15 protein-coding genes are annotated in these 17374 nt (G+C 72.5%); 9 read left to right on the top strand and 6 right to left on the bottom strand.

Going from position 1 to position 17374, the window contains the following annotated elements:
• Positions 1-36: 36 nt before the first annotated feature.
• The gene (locus ACIQCJ_RS00540; RefSeq protein ID WP_402710257.1) at positions 37-1434 is read left to right on the top strand and encodes a YibE/F family protein; all 1398 of its coding nucleotides are present in this window, start codon (positions 37-39) and stop codon (positions 1432-1434) included.
• Here ACIQCJ_RS00540 and ACIQCJ_RS00535 read toward each other — a convergent pair.
• Positions 1391-1612, bottom strand: a complete 222-nt coding sequence (locus ACIQCJ_RS00535) for a DUF5326 family protein (protein WP_355336634.1) — start codon at positions 1610-1612, stop codon at positions 1391-1393. The genes ACIQCJ_RS00540 and ACIQCJ_RS00535 overlap by 44 nt on opposite strands.
• Before the next feature lie 121 nt (positions 1613-1733).
• On the bottom strand, positions 1734-2051 hold the full coding sequence (locus ACIQCJ_RS00530; protein WP_355336635.1) for a cupin domain-containing protein: 318 nt from the start codon (positions 2049-2051) through the stop codon (positions 1734-1736).
• 80 nt (positions 2052-2131) lie between these two features.
• Here ACIQCJ_RS00530 and ACIQCJ_RS00525 point away from each other — a divergent pair, with 80 nt between their 5' ends.
• From ACIQCJ_RS00525 to ACIQCJ_RS00515, 3 genes are all read left to right on the top strand, one after another.
• Positions 2132-2509 (top strand): phage holin family protein, encoded by a 378-nt coding sequence (locus ACIQCJ_RS00525; RefSeq protein ID WP_402710256.1) that lies wholly within the window; start codon positions 2132-2134, stop codon positions 2507-2509.
• A 191-nt stretch (positions 2510-2700) separates the two neighbouring features.
• The gene (locus tag ACIQCJ_RS00520) at positions 2701-3807 is read left to right on the top strand and encodes a cystathionine gamma-lyase (protein WP_401306006.1); all 1107 of its coding nucleotides are present in this window, start codon (positions 2701-2703) and stop codon (positions 3805-3807) included.
• 250 nt (positions 3808-4057) lie between these two features.
• Positions 4058-4561, top strand: a complete 504-nt coding sequence (locus ACIQCJ_RS00515; protein ID WP_355336765.1) for an NUDIX hydrolase — start codon at positions 4058-4060, stop codon at positions 4559-4561.
• Positions 4562-4591: 30 nt separating this feature from the next.
• On the opposite strand, the gene ACIQCJ_RS00510 is transcribed toward ACIQCJ_RS00515, so the two are convergent.
• Positions 4592-5770, bottom strand: coding sequence for a globin domain-containing protein (locus ACIQCJ_RS00510; RefSeq protein WP_402710255.1), 1179 nt, complete (start codon positions 5768-5770; stop codon positions 4592-4594).
• Positions 5771-5867: 97 nt separating this feature from the next.
• On the opposite strand from ACIQCJ_RS00510, the gene ACIQCJ_RS00505 reads away from it, so the two are divergent.
• The 3 genes from ACIQCJ_RS00505 to ACIQCJ_RS00495 all read left to right on the top strand — a co-directional run bounded on the left by ACIQCJ_RS00505 (position 5868) and on the right by ACIQCJ_RS00495 (position 8801).
• Positions 5868-6161: a hypothetical protein gene (locus ACIQCJ_RS00505; RefSeq protein ID WP_402710254.1), complete on the top strand. Its 294-nt coding sequence runs from the start codon at positions 5868-5870 to the stop codon at positions 6159-6161.
• 271 nt (positions 6162-6432) lie between these two features.
• Positions 6433-6894: a MarR family winged helix-turn-helix transcriptional regulator gene (locus tag ACIQCJ_RS00500; RefSeq protein WP_355336767.1), complete on the top strand. Its 462-nt coding sequence runs from the start codon at positions 6433-6435 to the stop codon at positions 6892-6894.
• Between the two features lie 185 nt (positions 6895-7079).
• Positions 7080-8801, top strand: coding sequence for an MFS transporter (locus tag ACIQCJ_RS00495; protein WP_402710253.1), 1722 nt, complete (start codon positions 7080-7082; stop codon positions 8799-8801).
• Here ACIQCJ_RS00495 and ACIQCJ_RS00490 read toward each other — a convergent pair.
• The gene (locus tag ACIQCJ_RS00490) at positions 8686-10092 is read right to left on the bottom strand and encodes a serine hydrolase domain-containing protein (protein ID WP_402710829.1); all 1407 of its coding nucleotides are present in this window, start codon (positions 10090-10092) and stop codon (positions 8686-8688) included. The genes ACIQCJ_RS00495 and ACIQCJ_RS00490 overlap by 116 nt on opposite strands.
• A gap of 198 nt (positions 10093-10290) precedes the next feature.
• The gene (locus ACIQCJ_RS00485; protein ID WP_402710252.1) at positions 10291-11406 is read right to left on the bottom strand and encodes a class I SAM-dependent methyltransferase; all 1116 of its coding nucleotides are present in this window, start codon (positions 11404-11406) and stop codon (positions 10291-10293) included.
• Between the two features lie 692 nt (positions 11407-12098).
• Here ACIQCJ_RS00485 and ACIQCJ_RS00480 point away from each other — a divergent pair.
• Complete coding sequence (locus ACIQCJ_RS00480) at positions 12099-15311, top strand: discoidin domain-containing protein (RefSeq protein WP_402710251.1); 3213 nt, start codon at positions 12099-12101, stop codon at positions 15309-15311.
• A gap of 139 nt (positions 15312-15450) precedes the next feature.
• On the opposite strand, the gene ACIQCJ_RS00475 is transcribed toward ACIQCJ_RS00480, so the two are convergent.
• Positions 15451-16131, bottom strand: a complete 681-nt coding sequence (locus tag ACIQCJ_RS00475; RefSeq protein ID WP_391042063.1) for a TetR/AcrR family transcriptional regulator C-terminal domain-containing protein — start codon at positions 16129-16131, stop codon at positions 15451-15453.
• A 75-nt stretch (positions 16132-16206) separates the two neighbouring features.
• Here ACIQCJ_RS00475 and ACIQCJ_RS00470 point away from each other — a divergent pair, with 75 nt between their 5' ends.
• Positions 16207-17370 (top strand): FAD-dependent oxidoreductase, encoded by a 1164-nt coding sequence (locus tag ACIQCJ_RS00470; protein ID WP_402710250.1) that lies wholly within the window; start codon positions 16207-16209, stop codon positions 17368-17370.
• Positions 17371-17374: the final 4 nt, after the last annotated feature.

Here is a 17374-nt window from a genome sequence, read left to right as displayed (position 1 = left end):
GAGGACAGGCACCAGGGATCTTGCGATGATCAGCCCGTGGAAGAGCCCCCGCAGAGCCCAAGTCCCGGCCCCGGACCCGGCCACAGCCCCGGCCACGGCCCTGGCCCCGGCCCCGGCGCGAGCCACGGGCACAGTCACGGACACAGCCACAGTCATGGCCACGGTCACGGCCCCGTGCCACCGGTCTCCCAGCACCTGCGCAAGGTCATCGCCGCGATCCTGGTCCCCTTCGCCGCCGCCGTCGTCGTCGGCCTGATCGTGCTGTGGCCCGGCGGCGCGCCCCAACACGCCCGCAGCGGCGTCGGCTTCGACCAGCAGACCCGGCAGGGCAAGGTGGTGCAACTGGTCGACGTGTCCTGCAAGGCGGAGAACCCGGGCCAGTCGTCTTCGGCCGCGAGCGACACCTGCCAGAAGGCCACCATCGAGGTCGAGTCGGGGCCCGACAAGGGGACGACCTTCACCGAGATCGTGCACCCCGACCAGTCCCGCCGCTACACCAAGGGCGAGGGCGTGGTCCTCGCGTACGCGCCCAACGCCCCCGCCGGACTGCGCTATTCGGTCACCGACGTGGACCGCGGCTTCCCGCTCGCGCTGCTCGCCGGGATCTTCGCGGTCGCGGTGATCGTCGTCGGACGGCTGCGCGGTCTGATGGCCCTGATCGCACTGATCGTCTCGTTCGGGATCTTGACCCTCTTCATCCTTCCGGCCATCCTCCGCGGCGACAATCCGCTGCTGGTGGCGGTGGTCGGCGGCAGCGCCATCATGCTCATCGCGCTGTACATGTGCCACGGCGTCAACGCCCGCACCTCGGTGGCCGTCCTCGGCACGCTCTGCTCACTGCTGCTGATCGGCGTCCTGGGCTCGGTCTTCATCGACTGGGCGCGGCTGACCGGCAACACCTCGGACGAGACGGGCGTGATCCACAGCCTCTATCCCGGCATCGAGATCAAGGGCGTCCTGCTCGCGGGCGTCATCATCGGCTCGCTCGGCGTGCTCGACGACGTCACCGTCACCCAGACCTCGGCGGTGTGGGAGCTGAAGGACGCCGATCCCGGCGCGAATTGGCGCAAACTCTACGGCGCCGGTATGCGGATCGGCCGCGACCACATCGCCTCGGTGGTCAACACCTTGGTGATGGCGTACGCGGGCGCCGCGCTGCCGCTGCTGCTGCTCTTCTCGATCGCGCGCAGCGGCGTCCTGCGGGTGGCCAGCAGCGAACTGGTGGCGGAGGAGATCGTCCGCACCCTGGTGGGCAGCATCGGCCTGGTCGCCTCGGTGCCGCTGACCACGGCCCTGGCGGCGCTGGTGGTCAGCGCCGACCGGCACGAGAGGAGCGGCGGCAAGAACGGTGACAACAACGGCGGCAAGGGCGCGACCGGCCCCGCCGGACCTACCAGTCCCGCCCCGACCCGGAGGAGCCACCGCCGCCGGTGACCCGCTTGACGACCAGCACCAGCGCCCCGACCAGGACCACGAACACGATCACCTTGAAGAGCAGTCCGAAGACGATGCTCACCAGGCTGGCGATCAGCGAGCCGAAGACGATCAGCGCGATGACCGGGATGGCCACCCACTTCACCCACCACGGCAGGCCCTTCAGCAGCTTCTCCATGATGTCCTCGGTCTCCTTCTCCTTCTCGGGTCCTGGCGGTGTTCCGCCGATACTTCGACTGTAGGGCCACCGATGCCTGCGGCGGAGGGCCAGGAGGCCGGATACGACCCTGAACGCACCCTTAGGGCTCCGGGGGTGAGAAGACCACCATGACCCTGAGGTCCTCGGTGATGTGGTGGAAGCGGTGCGGGGTCCCGGCCGGTACGTAGACGACGCTGCCGCGACCGACGGTGGTCGTCTCCTCCCCCACGGTGATCGCCGCCCGGCCGCTGACCACCAGGTAGATCTCGTCCTGGGCGTGCGGCTGCTGGGGGTCGTTCTCCCCGGCCTTGAGCGCGTAGAGCCCGGCCGACATGGTGCGTTCGCGCAGGAAACGGAGATACGCCCCCTCGTTGGCGGCCCGCTCCGCGTCCAGGTCGTCCAGCCGGAACACCTTCATCGCGTACTCCCCTTGTCCGGACTCCGTCCGGTACTTGTCCGGTCTCTTGCTTGCGTGATCAGGTCTGCGACGATCACACCATGAAGAATTTCATCGTCAAGACCTTGGCGAACGCCGGTGCCCTCGCGGTCGCCGTCTGGCTGCTCAAGGACATCACGCTCACCGGGGACAGCACCTGGCACAAGGTCCTCACCCTCATCCTCGTCGCCCTGGTCTTCGGCGTCGTCAACTGGCTCGTGAAGCCGGTCCTGAAGGTTCTGTCCTTCCCGCTGTTCATCCTCACCCTCGGGCTGATCACCCTGGTGGTGAACGCCCTGATGCTGCTCCTGACCTCCTGGCTGGCCGACAAACTCAGCCTCGACTTCCACGTCCACGGCTTCTGGACCGCGGTGCTCGGCGGTCTGATCATCAGCATCGTCTCCTGGGCGCTGGCCGTCGTCCTTCCGGACGACGAGTGACCAGTCACCACCCTGAGAAGGGGACCGAGCAGGGGGCGGCACAAGGGGCCGGGCGGGAGACCGAGCTGGGGACCGACCAGGAGACCGGGCGGGGGACCGACCAGGGGGCCGCGGGACACGAAGCGGCACAGCGGGCGGCCGAACGGCATCAGGCCGCCCGGCCGGAGGCCGCTGGCGACAGCACCCGCAGCGTGCACGCGGGACGGCCCCCGGCGACCGCGTACGAACCCTCGCTCCCCGGCCCGGTCTTCGTCTCGCACTACCACCTGCCGGGCGAGGCCAGCGGCCCGTACACGTACGGCCGGGACGAGAATCCGACCTGGGAGCGGCTGGAGGCGGCCGTCTCGGAGCTGGAGTGCCCCGGCGACCCGGCCGCCGCGACGCTCGCCTTCGCCTCCGGCATGGGCGCGGTCGCCGCCGTGCTGTTCTCCCAGGTGCGGGCGGGCGACACCGTGGTGCTGCCGTCCGACAGCTACCAGGCGACGCGCTCGCTGCGGGAGCGCCTGGAGTCGTACGGCGTGACGGTACGGCTCGCGCCGACCGTCGGCGACGGGCAGCTCGCGGCGCTGGAGGGCGCGCGGCTGCTGTGGCTGGAGACGCCGTCGAATCCGGGCCTGGACGTGTGCGACATCCGCCGGCTGTCGGACGCCGCGCACGCGGCGGGCGCGCTGGTCGCCGTCGACAACACCCTCGCGGGGCCGCTCGGGCAGCGCCCGCTCGCCCTGGGCGCGGACTTCTCCGTGGCCAGCGGCACGAAGGCGCTCAACGGGCACGGTGACCTGCTGATGGGCTACGTCACCACGCGCGACGCCGGGCTGAACGCGAGCGTGAGGCAGTGGCGCAAGACGGTCGGCGCCATTCCGGGGCCGATGGAGGCGTGGCTCGCCCACCGTTCGCTGGCGACGCTCGCCCTGCGCGTGGACCGGCAGTCCGCGAACGCGCTCACCCTCGCGAGTGAGCTGCTGAACCGCGCCGAGGTGACGGACGTACGTCACCCGGGCCTGCCGTCCGACCCCGCGCACGCGGTGGCCGCCACCCAGATGCGGCGCTTCGGCGGCGTCGTCTCCTTCACCCTCCCCGACCGCGCCCACGCCGAACGCTTCCTGGCCGCGCTGCGCCTCACCTCAGAGGCCACCAGCTTCGGCAGCGTCCAGAGCACCGCGGAGCGCCGCGGACGGTGGGGCGGCGACGCCGTACCGCCCGGCTTCGTCCGCTTCTCGGTGGGCGTCGAGGACCCCGAGGACATCGTGGCCGATGTGCTGCGCGCGCTGGACGAAGCGGCGTCTTCGTCAGGGTGAGCGCGCGGGCGCCGGGGGGCGAGGCGCGTCTTCGTACGGGTGAAGGCGCGGGCGCCGGGGGCCGAAGCGTGTCTTCGTACGGGTGAGCGCGTGGTCGTCCGCGCGCTCAGGCGCGTCTTCGTACGGGTGAGGGCGCGCGGGCGCACGGCGGCACGGCGGCGGAGGGGTGCGCTCCGATTCGCCGGGGCGGCGCCGGGAATTGTGCGGTGCGGCAAGTTTGCCGCCGCGCGCACTGCGGCAGATGTCCACCATGCCCCCGGACACGCATGACGGCCCCACCACCCGGCCGGTGGTGAAGCGTACGGCCCGCGCCATCGTTCTCGACGGCGACCGGCTCGTACTGATCAAGCGCACCAAGCCCGGCCTCGCCCCGTACTGGCTCACGCCGGGCGGCGGGGTCGAGGACGACGACGCGAGCGTGGTCGCGGCCATGCACCGCGAGGTCGACGAGGAGCTGGGCGCCAAGGTCACCGATGTGGTGCCCGCCTTCGTCGACACCGTCGAGCACATCGCGGACGACGGCTCGCACGGCGTGAAGGTGCAGTACTTCTTCGCCTGCCGCCTGGAGTCCATGGACCTCGACCAGCGGCACGGCCCGGAGATCGACGAGCCCTGCGGGGAGTACGAGATCGTGCGCGTGCCCTTCAGCCGCATGGGCCTGGCCTCGGTCGACATCGTGCCGCTGACCCTGCGGCACTACCTGGACGCGAACATCGAAGGGGTGCTGGGCCTGCTCGGCCCCGACCTCGGCTGACACCCGCGAGGGGACCGGCGGCCGGTCGCGTCAGTCCCCCGCCGCGACCAGTTCCTGCACGAGGTCGTGCCGTATCCGGTGCGACGGCATCCCGATCCGCACCAGCGTGTCCACACTGCTGCGGATCATCCCGGGCGGCCCCGACAGATACGCGTCGTACGCCTCCCACGGCCCGTGCGCGCGTACGGCGTCCGGCAGCGGCCCGGACAGCGCGTCGCTGGGGGTGTCGGCGACGACGGTGCGGACCGACAGCCAGGAGTGCTCGCGCTGCATGCGCAGCATCGTGTCGAGGTCGTAGAGGTCGCTGGTGCGGCGGGCGCCGTAGAAGACCTCGACCGGGCGCCGCCGCCCGTGCCGGGCGACGTCCTCCACCAGCGCCTTGATCGGCGCTATGCCGGTGCCGCCGCCGAGGCAGAGCATGCCGTCGTCCGAGGCGTGGTCGGCCACCATCGAACCGGAGGGCGGCCCGAGCCGTACGACGTCACCGGGGCGGGCCCTGCCGACCAGCGCGTTGCTGACCCAGCCCGCCGGGACCGCGCGGATGTGGAAGGTCAGCAGGCCGTCGTCGCGGGGCGCGGCGGCGAAGGAGTAATTCCGCCAGATCCGCGGCCACCACGGGGTCTCCACCATCGTGTACTGCCCGGCGAGGAAGGCGTACGGCTGGTCGGGCCGTACGGTGACCACCGCGACGTCGGGGGTCCGCAGCTCGTGGCTGACGATCTCGGCCTGCCACCAGGGCGGCGCGTGCCGTTCGTCCTCGGCCGCCGCGTCGATCATCGTCTGCGAGATCGCGGCGTACGCGCGGACCCACGCCGCCTCGGTCTCCGGGCCCCACACCGCCGACGCGTACCGGGCGAGCGCGCCGAGCAGCGCCTCGCCGACCGCCGGGTAGTGCTCGGCGCGGGTGCCGTACTTGCGGTGCCCACGGCCCAGGTGCGACAGGTAGTCGCCGAGCGCCGCCGGGTCGTCGATGTGCTCGGCCGCCGTCAGCAGCGCCTTGACCAGCCGGTCGCGCTGCGCGTCCATCGCGGCGGGGAACAGGTCGCGCAGCTCGGGGTGGTGGATGAAGAGCAGCGCGTAGAAGTACGAGACCGTCCGGTCCGCGACCGGCCCGATCTCCTCCATGGTGCGGCGGATGAGGAGCGCGTCGGGCGACGGGGACCCGGCCGGGGAGGCCGCCGGGGAGGCGGGCGTCTCGGGTCCGGGCATCCGCGGTACGGGAGACGGTACGAACACCGGTGCCGGTGCGGGTGTTGGTACCGGTGCGGGTGCTGGTGCCGATGCGGGTGCGGGTGCGGGTGCGGCCGTGAACGCCGACGCCGGTATCGACGCCGGTGTGTACGCGGACGGCTCGGTCGGCGCCGAAGCGCGCGGCTCCGGCTCGGGTTCCGGCGCTGGTCCCGGCTCCTGCCGCTGCGCGGCGGCGGGCCGCGTCATGGGTGCGGCGGGCTCCTGCCGGGGCTGGGCGATCTTGCGGCGCCGCCCCCTGGGCTGCGGAGACGCCGGTGAGGCCGGGTCGGTGGTCTTGGCATCCATGATCACGTGGCCCCGAACTCCCGGTGGTCGATCCTTCGCCCAGCTCGCCTGCGGTGCCGTGTGAGCGTGCCACGCTGAGTGAGGGCACCGGACGAATAGCGCGAAGCGTCACCACTGGAGAAACGGTTTCGCGTACTATCCGCCGCGCCGTCCCCGGAGTCCGTGTCTCCAGGTCTCCACGGGGTCCCGTCCCGCCGTCCCCGATAGGTCTGCTAAGAGATCGTCCCGTAGCGGACCTATTTTGCTAGTCTCGACGCATGACCGCAGAGACAGCAGCGACCGCAGAGGCCGTGACCACCGCAGGACACGTCCCCCTGTCGGCGCGGACCGCCGACATGTCGTACCTGCTCCAGCACACCGCCCACGTACTGGCCACCCAGATGTCGGCGGCGCTCGCGGAGATCGGCATGTCGCCGCGCGCCCACTGCGTGCTGGCGCACGCGCTGGAGGCCGAGCGGACCCAGGCGCAACTCGCCGAGCTGTCCGACCTGGACAAGACCACGATGGTCGTCACCGTCGACCAGTTGGAGCGGGCGGGGCTGGCCGAGCGAGTGCCGTCGGCGACCGACCGGCGCGCGCGGATCATCAAGGTGACCCCGGCGGGCGAGAAGGTCGTGGCCGAGGGCCAGGAGATCGTCGACCACGTGCACGAGGACGTGCTCGGCGCGCTGCCGGAGAGCGAGCGCACCGCCTTTGTCTCCGCGCTGAACCGGCTGGTCAACGGCCATCTCGCGACCCCCGCGGGCGCACCGGACGGCGGCCAGGGAGTGCGCCGCCCGCGCCAGTCCCGCAAGTAGCCCGCACCGCAGCGGTCCGCCCCCGACCCCGACCCCGCACCGCAGCGCAGCGCACCGCAGCGCGCCGCACCGCACCGCTCCACCGCCGGGCACGCACCCCGCAAGGTAAGCCCGTAAGAGATAGTCTTCAACAAAACTATCTGCTACGGTCACTCCTGGTATCCCTTTCGCCAGGAGGCGACCTCATGCCACTCCGTCCCCATGCCGCCGGATCGTCGCGCGGCGCGGCTCTCGCGGTGCTCAGCGCGGGCACCCTGATGATCATCCTCGACGGCACGATCGTGAATGTGGCGCTGCCGTCCATCCGCCGTGACCTGGGCTTTTCGCAGTCGAGCCTCGCCTGGGTGGTCAACGCCTACCTCATCGCCTTCGCCGGGCTGCTGCTGCTCGCCGGCCGCCTCGGCGACCTGTTCGGCCGCCGCAGAATCCTGGTCACCGGCCTGGCGGCGTTCACCGTCGCCTCGCTGCTGTGCGGGTTCGCGGACTCCGCGGGGCTGCTGATCGCGGCCCGCTTCGTCCAGGGCGCGGCCGGTGCGATGGTCTCGGCCGTCAGCCTCGGCATGGTCATCGCGCTCTACCCCGACGCCCGCGGCCGGGCCCGCGCCATGGGCGTCTACAGCTTCGTGCAGTCCGCGGGCGGCGTCCTCGGCCTGCTCGTGGGCGGCATCCTCACCCAGGCCATCAACTGGCACTGGATCTTCTTCGTCAACCTCCCCATCGGCTCGGCCGCCGCCCTGCTCAGCCTGCGCCTGCTGCCCGACGACCGCCCGGCCGCCGTACGCGAGCCCCGCGAGTCCCGAGAGCCCAATGGTGAGGCCCGCGAGTCCCGTGGTGAGCCCCGTGAGCCGCGCGCCGGGAGCACGCGTCCCGGGGTCGACGCGCCGGGTGCCGTCCTGGTGACCGCCGCGCTGATGCTGGGCGTCTACACCATTGTCGGGACCACCGGCCGGGGCTGGACGTCCCCCGCCACCGCAGGACTCGCGGCGCTGTCCGCCCTGTTGCTGGCCGGGTTCCTGATCCGTCAGACCAAGGCGGCCGAGCCGTTGATGCCGTTGCGGATCTTCCGCTCCCGGATCGTCTCGGGCGCGAACGTGGTGCTGGCGCTGATGGTCGCGGGCGGCTTCGGCTTCCAGTTCATGACCAGCCTCTACCTCCAGCAGGTGCTCGGCTACGGCCCGGTGCGGATCGGGCTCGCGCTGGCGCCGACCGGCGCGATGATCGGCGTGATGTCCCTGCTGCTGTCCGCCCGGCTCGGCGCCCGCTTCGGCCAGCGCGCCGTCCTGCTGCCCAGCCTGCTGCTCTTCGCGGGCGGCTTCCTCATCCTGGCGAGGGCCCCCTCCGCGCACGCCTCGTACCCCGCCGACATCCTCCCGGCGATCCTGGTCTTCGGCGTCGGCTTCGGCCTGGCCATGCCCTCCCTGATGACGCTGGGCATGTCGGAGGCGACCCCCGCAGACTCCGGGCTGCTGTCCGGCGTCTTCAACACCGCCCAGCAGATCGGCGGCGCGCTCGGCCTCTCCGTACTCGCCGCCCTGGCCGCCGCCCGCACCGACCGGAAGCTCGCCGCGGGCCACTCCGTACCGGCCGCCCTGACCAGCGGCTACCACCTGGCCTTCGTGGTCGCCGCCGGACTGCTGGCCCTCGGCGCCGCGGTCGCCGCCGTCCTGCTCAGGCCCCCGTCCTCGCACGGCTCGAAGGACAGCACGCAGGACAGCACGCGGAACGGCACGCAGGACAGCGCTCAGGACAGCGCTCAGGACGGCGCCGACCGCACTCCCGAGGCCAACGGCCTCAGCGCACCGGCCAGTTCCCCTGCCCGGAACCGGAACCGGAACCGGAACCAGGACCGGGGCCAGGGCCAGAGCCGCCCGGCAGCGGCGCCGAAGGGTCGTACGGCACGCGTGTGAACACGAAGGACCCCAGGTCGAGATGGCCGACCGAGCCGTCAGCGCGCCGCACCGGCCGCAGCGTCTCGCCCGCGTAGTACCCCTCCAGGCCGGTCCAGGTGCCGTCGGATTCCGCGCGGAAGCGCGCGCCGCGGCCCTGGCCGGTCAGCGGCGCGAGCGCGAGGTCGCCGGAGGCGTGGACGCGCAGGCTGTAGCCGGACGTGCCCCAGTACCAGGGGCCCGCCAGGTCGAGCAGCGCCGGGTCGAGCGCGTCGGCGGGCCGCCAGGGCGCGGGCAGGCCGGGCTCGGCGTCGGCGGTGATCGCCAGCAGGTCGGCGGCGATGGTGCCGATCGCGGGCCCCGAGGTGGAGTTGGCCATCGCGAGCGCGCCCACGCCGTCCGCGACGCTCACCCACACGGTGGCCAGGAAGCCCGGCATCGAGCCCGTATGACCGGCGAGCGGGCGGTCGCCGTGCCGGGTGAGCTGGAGCCCGAGGCCGTACCCCGAGTCGGGGTCGGCCGCGTCCGGCGGCGGCGCGGCGGGCGCGCGCATCTCGGCCAGTGTCGCCGCGGGCAGCACGTCCGGGTGCCCGGCCGCGAGGAAGCCCGCCCAGCGCGCCAGGTCCTGGGCCGTCGACCACAGTTGGCCCGCGGGCGCCATCAGTCCGGTGTCCTGTACGACCTCGGGCCGCATCACGTCGGCCCACGGGTGGACGGCGAAGCCCCCGGCGGCCGGGGCCTGCGGCAGCGCCGTCGTACGCGGCATGCCCAGCGGGTCGAGCACTTCGGCCTTCAGGGCCTCGGCCCACGGCACGCCGCGTTTGGCCTCCACCAGGGCGCCGAGCAGCGCGAATCCGGGGTTGGAGTAGTGGTAGCGCCGTCCGGCCGGGTGTTTGACGGGGGCCGGGCCGAGGATGTCGGCCAGTTCCGGCCGCAGGTCGCCGGGGGTCCGCTCCCACCAGGGGCCCGGCGTCTCGGAGGCCAGGCCGGAGGTGTGGGTGACGAGTTGGCCGATCGTCAGACCGGCCACGTCCTCCGGCAGGTCCGGCAGGTGCCACGCCAGCGGATCGGTCAGCTCCAGCAGCCCCTCGTCGCGCAGCCGCATCACCAGCACCGCCGTGAACGTCTTCGTGATCGAGCCGATCCGGTACTGCGTGTCGGCGTCCGGCGCGTGCCCCTCGATCATGCTGCACGAGCCGAACCAGACCATCCGCCCGTCCCGTACGACCGCGCCGACGATCGACGGCGTACGGCCCTCGGCCTGGCCGACCGCGATCCGGCGCAGCAGGGCGCGGCGGGTGGCGGGCAGCAGTTCGCCGTCCGGCGCGGCGGGCGCGGGGCCGGGCGTCGGCAGCGCGTACGGGGCGGGGGCCGCGGGCCGGGGCCGGTCGGGGGACTGCGGTGGGTGCTGGGAATCGGTCGTCACTCGGCGCGCGCCTCTTGTCTCGGTACGGGGGTCCGGGGCGGCCCTGGTGGCCGGATCCGTGCCCCGGCCGACCTGGACTCCCCCCTACGGACGGTCGCCGTTACGGTAATCGGCGGTGCCGAAGCGGAGCGACACAATTGACATCCGCATCCCGCGCAGCAGCGGGATCAGATGCGAGACGGGCGCGATGGCGTACGGGCCGCGACCGCGCGGCAGGCGCAGGCTGCGGACCTCGGCGATGCGCGGCGAGGCGGTCGCGACCTTGCGGTACTCCTTGCCGTCCATGCCCCACAGCCAGCGCGGCGCGCGATAGCCGGGGCGCGCCGCGCTCCCGCCCGCCTCCGTCCCCGCGTCCGTCCCCGCCTCCGTCCCCGCCTCCGTCCCCACGTCCATCCCCGCCTCCGGCCCTGTCCCGCCCGCGTCCGCGTCCCTGCGCGCCTCGGCCCGCGCCTGGGCGTCCGCCCGGGCCCGGTCGTCGGCCTGGGCCTGGCTGCGGGCGACCATCCCCCGGGGGAGGGCGTCGAAGAGCATCCAGCCGCCGGGGAAACGTTCCGCGCAGGCGGCGATCAGGCGTTTCACGTCGGACGGCGGCAGATACATCAACAGGCCCTGGGCGGTGACCAGTACGGCCTCGGAGTCGTCGACCTCGTCCATCCAGCCCAGGTCCAGCGCCGAGCGCGCCAGCGAACGGCGCCGTGGCGGATCGTCCGGAAGCAGAACGTCTCGGACCTCGACCGTCTCCGGCAGATCCACCGTCAGCCAGCGCACCCGGCCGTTGTCCACCCGCCAGAACTGCGTTTCGAGGCCCTCGCCGAGCGCCACCACCGTGCCGTCGGGGTGTTCGGCGACGAACCGCCGTACCTCGTCGTCCAGGCACCGCACCCGCAGCGCGTGCCATTGCGCCATGCCCGAGCCGCTGAACCGCTCGAAGGGGTAGTCGATACGGTCGACCAGCTCCACCGCGAGCGGGTCGTCCAGCAGCCGCGCCCCCGGCCGCCGGGCCTCGGCGGCCCGGTTGTACAGATTCCACAGCAGCGTTTCCGGTACGCCCTCCAGCTCGACCTTGAACCGGCCGACGCCGCCGGTCCCGCCCTCGTCGCCGCCGGCCGCCCCGCCCTCGTCGCCGCCGGCCGCCCCGCTCCCGTCGCCGTCCCGGCCGTCTCCGCTCACGCCACCACCGACGTCGTCGTTGTCGTCCATCCCCTTACGATCCCACTCGCCGCCGCGCCCGGCCGTGCCCGCCACGGCGGTACTTCGCAACCCCGTTGCCCCCGGCCCGCGTTGGGCCCGCTTGAAGAAAGCGGCGCCGTCCGGTCACGGCTGCGCGGAACCTTGACAGCGGTTTTCGCCAGGCGTAGACATCACGTCGGCCAGAGAGCGCTCTCACAGCCGTCCGGCGAGGCGGCGGGACAGCGCCCTCGGGCCGCCGCACAGCCGCACGCGTACGACCGCATCGCCGTACCAACCGCACGCGCACGACCGCACCTCCGCACAGCCGCACCGCGCACGAACGCCGATCGTGGCCGCGAGACCGGGGTCGGTGCCGCACACCGCAGCAGGGCACCACCGACGTCCACCCCCCCCCAACCGGAGGCTCGCGCGTACGCGGCGCACCTCGCCGCACGCCGGCCGCGTGCTTGTCACGTGCTTGTCACGTGCCTGTCACGTGCGTGGCCGCGCGCTCGCCGCGCGCGGATCTCCGCAAGGACGGCGGTACGTGCCCTCGTTGTCGGTTTCTCACCCTCTCGCGCCCGTGCTCGCGGGCTTCCGCGAGCCGTCATCCGACACGTAGACACGTAGGAGCACACATGAGGGTCACCCCACGAGGGCTCTCCGCGCACCGTAAACGTTTCCGGTTCCCTCTCGCACGGTCACCGCAGGGCGTCCTGCTGATGGCGCTGGTGCTGATCGCCTCGGCGTATCTGTCCCTGGCGCCCACCTCCTCGCACGCGGCGACGCCGACCCTGCTCTCCCAGGGCAAGCCGGCGACCGCGTCATCCGTCCAGGACGCGTTCGCCGCGAGCGCCGCCGTGGACGGTGACACCGGTACCCGCTGGTCCAGCGCCGCGTCCGATCCGCAGTGGCTCCAGGTCGACCTGGGCTCGTCGCAGCCGATCACGCAGGTCGTCCTCAACTGGGAGACGGCGTACGGCAAAGCCTTCAAGATCCAGGTCTCGGACAACGCGACCGCCTGGACCGACGTCTACTCCACCACCACCGGCACCGGCGGCATCCAGACGCTCAGCGTCACCGGCACCGGCCGCTACGTGCGGATGTACGGCACCCAGCGCGCCACCCAATGGGGTTACTCGCTCTGGGAGTTCCAGGTCTACGGCGGTTCCGGCGGCGGTACGCCCCCGGCGACCTGCGGCACCACGACCGCCGCGCTCGGCAGGCCCGCCACCGCGTCCTCGACCGAGAACGCCGGGACCCCCGCCTCCGCCGCCTTCGACGGCAACGCGGGCACCCGCTGGTCCAGCGCGGCCTCCGACCCGCAGTGGGTCCAGGTCGACCTCGGCTCGTCGCAGACACTGTGCGGCGCGCAGTTGACGTGGGAGACGGCGTACGCGAAGGCGTATCAGATCCAGGTCTCGACCGATGGTTCCACGTGGAACAACGCGTATTCCACGACGACCGGGGCCGGTGGCACCGAGAATCTGTCGTTCAACGCGACCGGCCGCTATGTGCGGATGTACGGCACGCAGCGGGCGACGCAGTACGGCTACTCGCTGTGGGAGTTCACGATCCTGACGCCCGGTGGCAGTACGACCTCCCCGCCGCCGAGCGGGGGCAACGGCAACTGCCCGTGGGTCGGTTCCACGGCTCCGGTGGCCACCCGCGTCCAGCAGGTCATGGCGCAGATGACCACCGCGCAGAAGGTCTCGATCCTGCACGGCAACAACAACGCGACGCCGTACATCGGCAACATCACCGGCGTACCGTCGCTGTGCATCCCGAACATCGGCCTCCAGGACGGGCCGCACGGTGTCGGTGACGGCCTCGGCGGCGTCACGCAGATGCCGTCGGCGAACGCGTCCGCGGCGACGTGGGACGACGCGCTGGAGCAGCAGTACGGCGCGGCGATCGGCGCGGAGTTCGCGGGCAAGGGTGTGCAGGTGGCGCTCGGCCCGACGCTGAACATCGTGCGCGACCCGCGCTGGGGCCGGGCCTTCGAGACGTTCAGCGAGGACCCGTACCTCAACGGGCGGCTGGCGGCGGCCGACATCCGGGGCATCCAGAGCCAGGGTGTGATGGCCGAGATGAAGCACGTGGCCGTCTACAACATCGAGAATCCGGCGGGGACGGTCGTCGTCGACAACCGGACCATGCAGGAGCTGTATCTGCCCGCGTTCCAGGCGGCGGTGCAGCAGGGCTCGCCGGCGGCGGCGATGTGCGCGTACAGCGTCGTCAACTCCGTACCGGCCTGCCAGAATCCGGCGCTGATGAACGTCGGGCTCTACCAGCAGGCGGGCTTCGGCGGCTTCATCACCAGCGACTGGGGCGGCGCGCACTCCACGGTCGAGTCCGCCAACGCCGGTCTGACGGTGGAGATGCCGAACGGCTACTTCTACGCGGACTTCCTCGCGCAGGCGGTCGCCAACGGGACCGTCAGCCAGGCCACGCTGGACACGATGGTGAGCAGGCTGCTGACGCAGTTCTTCGCCTTCGGTCTCTTCGACAAGGCGCCCAGCGGTTCGCGGGACGCCGTCGTCACCACCCCGGCGCATGTGGCGACCGCGCTCCAGGGCGCGGAGGAGGGCACCGTACTGCTCAAGAACAACGGCATCCTGCCGCTGTCCACCGCCACCACCCACTCGATCGCGGTGATCGGCTGGGACGGCGGCGCGGGCGTGCAGTCCATCGGCGGCGGCAGTGCGACGGTGACCAGTTCCGGCACGGTCTGGCCGATCACCGGCATCCAGAACCGGGTCGCGGGCACCGGCACCACCGTGCAGTACAACGACGCGTCGAATCTCGCGTCGGCGGTCACGCTGGCCCGCTCCTCCGATGTCGCGATCGTCTTCGCCAGCGACAACTACGGCAACGAGGAGCACGACACCACCACGCTCGACCTGCCGCCGGTCGGCAACGCCCAGACCAACCAGAACGACATGATCGCCCAGGTGGCGGCGGCCAATCCGCACACCATCGTGGTGCTCAACAACAGCTCGGCGATCAACATGCCGTGGCTGAACCAGGTCGCGGGCGTCTTCGAGGGCTTCTATCCGGGCCAGCAGATCGGCACGGCGATGGCGGCGCTGATCTTCGGTGACGTCAACCCGTCGGGCAAGCTGCCCGTCACCTTCCCGAAGTCGCTCGCGGACGTGCCCGCGCACACCCCGGCGCAGTGGCCGGGGACCAACGGCACGGTGCAGTACAGCGAGGGGCTGAAGGTCGGCTACAAGTGGTACGACGCGCAGAACATCGAGCCGCTGTATCCGTTCGGCTTCGGCCTGTCGTACACCACCTTCTCCTTCTCCGGGCTCCAGGTCGGCGCGCTGTCCGGCGGGAACGCCACCGTGCGCGCGACGGTGACCAACACCGGGACGCGGGCGGGTACCGAGGTCGCGCAGCTCTACGTGGGCGACCCGGCCTCCACCGGCGAGCCGGTCCACCAGCTCCGCGGCTATCAGCGGGTCACGCTCAATCCGGGCCAGTCGCAGACGCTGACCTTCACGGTGTCCACGCACGACCTGGCGTACTGGAACACCGGCACCAACGGGTGGACGACGGCGGCGGGCAGCTACCAGATCCTGGTGGGGGACTCGTCGCGGAATCTCCCGCTGAGCGGCACGCTCAGCGTGCCGACGCAGGTGAACGCCGCGGCGGCGCGGGTGGGGGGCGGCGACGCCTCGTACGCCGTGCCCAATCCGCACGGCATGAGCAGCCCGCTGCACACGGCGGTGGACTGGGCGCTGGACCAGAAGGCCCCGAGCGGCACGGCCTTCTCGGCGACCGGTCTCCCGCCGGGGATCTCGCTCAGCTCGGCGGGGCGGTTCACGGGCGCGGCCACTGAGCGGGGTACGTACACGGTGACGGTCACCGCCCGTACGTCCTCGGCTGCGGCGTCCGCGCCGGTGACGTTCGTCTGGACGGCCACCTAGCCGGTTCGGTTCCGGCTCCGGTGCCCTCCCGCGGGGGCGCCGGGGCCGGGGCCTCCCGGGTGAGCAGCGCGGTCGAGGGCGACCACGCCTGCGTCCGCAGCTTCGAGACCGCGCTCAAGACGCGGCGCCCGCGCCAGCCCTAGCGCGAGATGTGGGCCTCGATGCCGTCGAGGAGGAAGTCGAGGCCGAGGCGGAAGGTGTGGTCGGCGTCGAGGTGGGCGGCGTCGTGGATCACGGTGGACAGGGCGGGGAAGCGGCCGGTGGCGAAGGTGCGTTCCAGGTAGGGGCCCAGTGCGGCCTGCCAGCGCTTCTCGTCCAGGCCGGTGGTCCGCTCCGCGCGGCGGGCGGCGATCTCGCGGCGGACGGCGCCGGTCACGTAGGCGTCGACCGCGGTGACCACGGGCATGACGGCGTCCACGTGGACCCCGTCCAGCGCGGCGACGACGGCCTCGCCCCTGGCCAGCGCGTGCGGGCCGAGCTGCGGCCGGCCGCCGAGCAGGTCGGCGAGCCACTCGTGGTCGTGGGCGGCCTGCCGGGTGGTCTCGGCGAGCGAGCGCAGGACCTCCCGCCAGGTGTCCCCGACCGGCCGGATCTCGGCGTGGATCGCGTCGACCATCAGGTCGAGCAGTTCGTCCTTGCTCTCGATGTAGCCGTACAGCCGCATCGGTCCGACGCCCAGCGCGGTGGCGACCTTGCGCAGCGACACCGCGTCCAGGCCGTCCGCGTCGGCCAGCTCGATCGCCGCGCGGACGATCCGCTCCCGGTCCAGGGGGGCCGGTACGGGTCGATTCGGCGGCTCGGGCCGCTCCCACACCAACATGCCGCATACGGTACATCGCATTGTCACGATACAGTGTATCGACTCGTACGGTGTATCGAACCGAAGGGGACACCCATGCCAACGACCACCACCCCGAGCCCGACCCTGACTGCGACCCCGGCCGCGGCCGCGGCCGTCGCCATCGTCGGGGCCGGCCTCGGCGGCCTGGCCCTCGCCCGCGTGCTGCACGTCAACGGCATCGACGCCGTCGTGTACGAACGCGAGGCGTCACGCGCCGCGCGCGGTCAGGGCGGCATGCTCGACATCCACTCCGGGCAGCGGGCACTGCGCGAGGCCGGGCTCATCGACCGATTCCACGCGATAGCCCGCGGCGAAGGCCAGGACATGCGCCTGCTCGAACCGGACGGCACCCTGCTGCTCCAGGAGGACACCCCCGAGGACGCCCCGCTCGACCGCCCCGAGGTCGACCGCGCCGACCTGCGCGACCTGCTGCTGGACTCCCTCCCCGAGGACACGGTGCGCTGGGGCCACGCGTTCACCTCCGCCGCCGACGGCCTGCTGCGCTTCGCCGACGGCGGCAGTACGACGTACGACCTGCTGGTCGGCGCGGACGGCGCGCAGTCCCGGGTCCGCCCCCTGCTCACCGACGCCCGCCCGGCGCACATCGGCCAGAACATCGTCGAGCTCGGCATCCCCGACATCGACCGCACGCACCCCGACCTCGCGGCCATGGTCGGGCGCGGCAACTACTGGGTGCTCGGCGGCGGACTGTCGCTGGCCGCACAGCGCAACGGCGACGGCCGCGTCCGTATCGGCCTGAGTTTCTACAACACCGACGAGGACTGGTTCGCCACCAGCAAGATCCCCTTCGACGATCCCGCCGCCGCCCGGGCGCGCCTGATCGACCTGCTCCCCGGCTGGCACCCACGGTTCACCGCCCTGATCGCGGCCTGCGACGACACCGTCGTGCCACGGGCGATCACCACCCTCCCGGTCGGCCTGACCTGGCCGTCGACACCGGACGTCACGCTCATCGGCGACGCCGCCCACCTGATGCCACCGGTCGGCGAGGGCGCCAACATGGCCCTCCTCGACGGCGCCCTCCTCGGCCTCGCCCTGGCCGCGCACCCGGAGGACATCCCCCGCGCCGTCGCGGAGTACGAACACGAGATGTTCGCCCGTACCGGCGCCGCCGCCCGCGAGTCGGCCCGCGTCCACGACATCCTGACGTCGCCCGACGCCGGCCGGAGAATGCTCGCGTTCTTCCAACCGGCCTGACCGC

The organism is Streptomyces sp. NPDC093221, assembly GCF_044753885.1.
In the GTDB taxonomy this organism is placed as follows: domain Bacteria; phylum Actinomycetota; class Actinomycetes; order Streptomycetales; family Streptomycetaceae; genus Actinacidiphila.
Note: the sequence above shows the minus strand (reverse complement) of the source record. Positions and strands in the feature narration are given on the sequence as shown.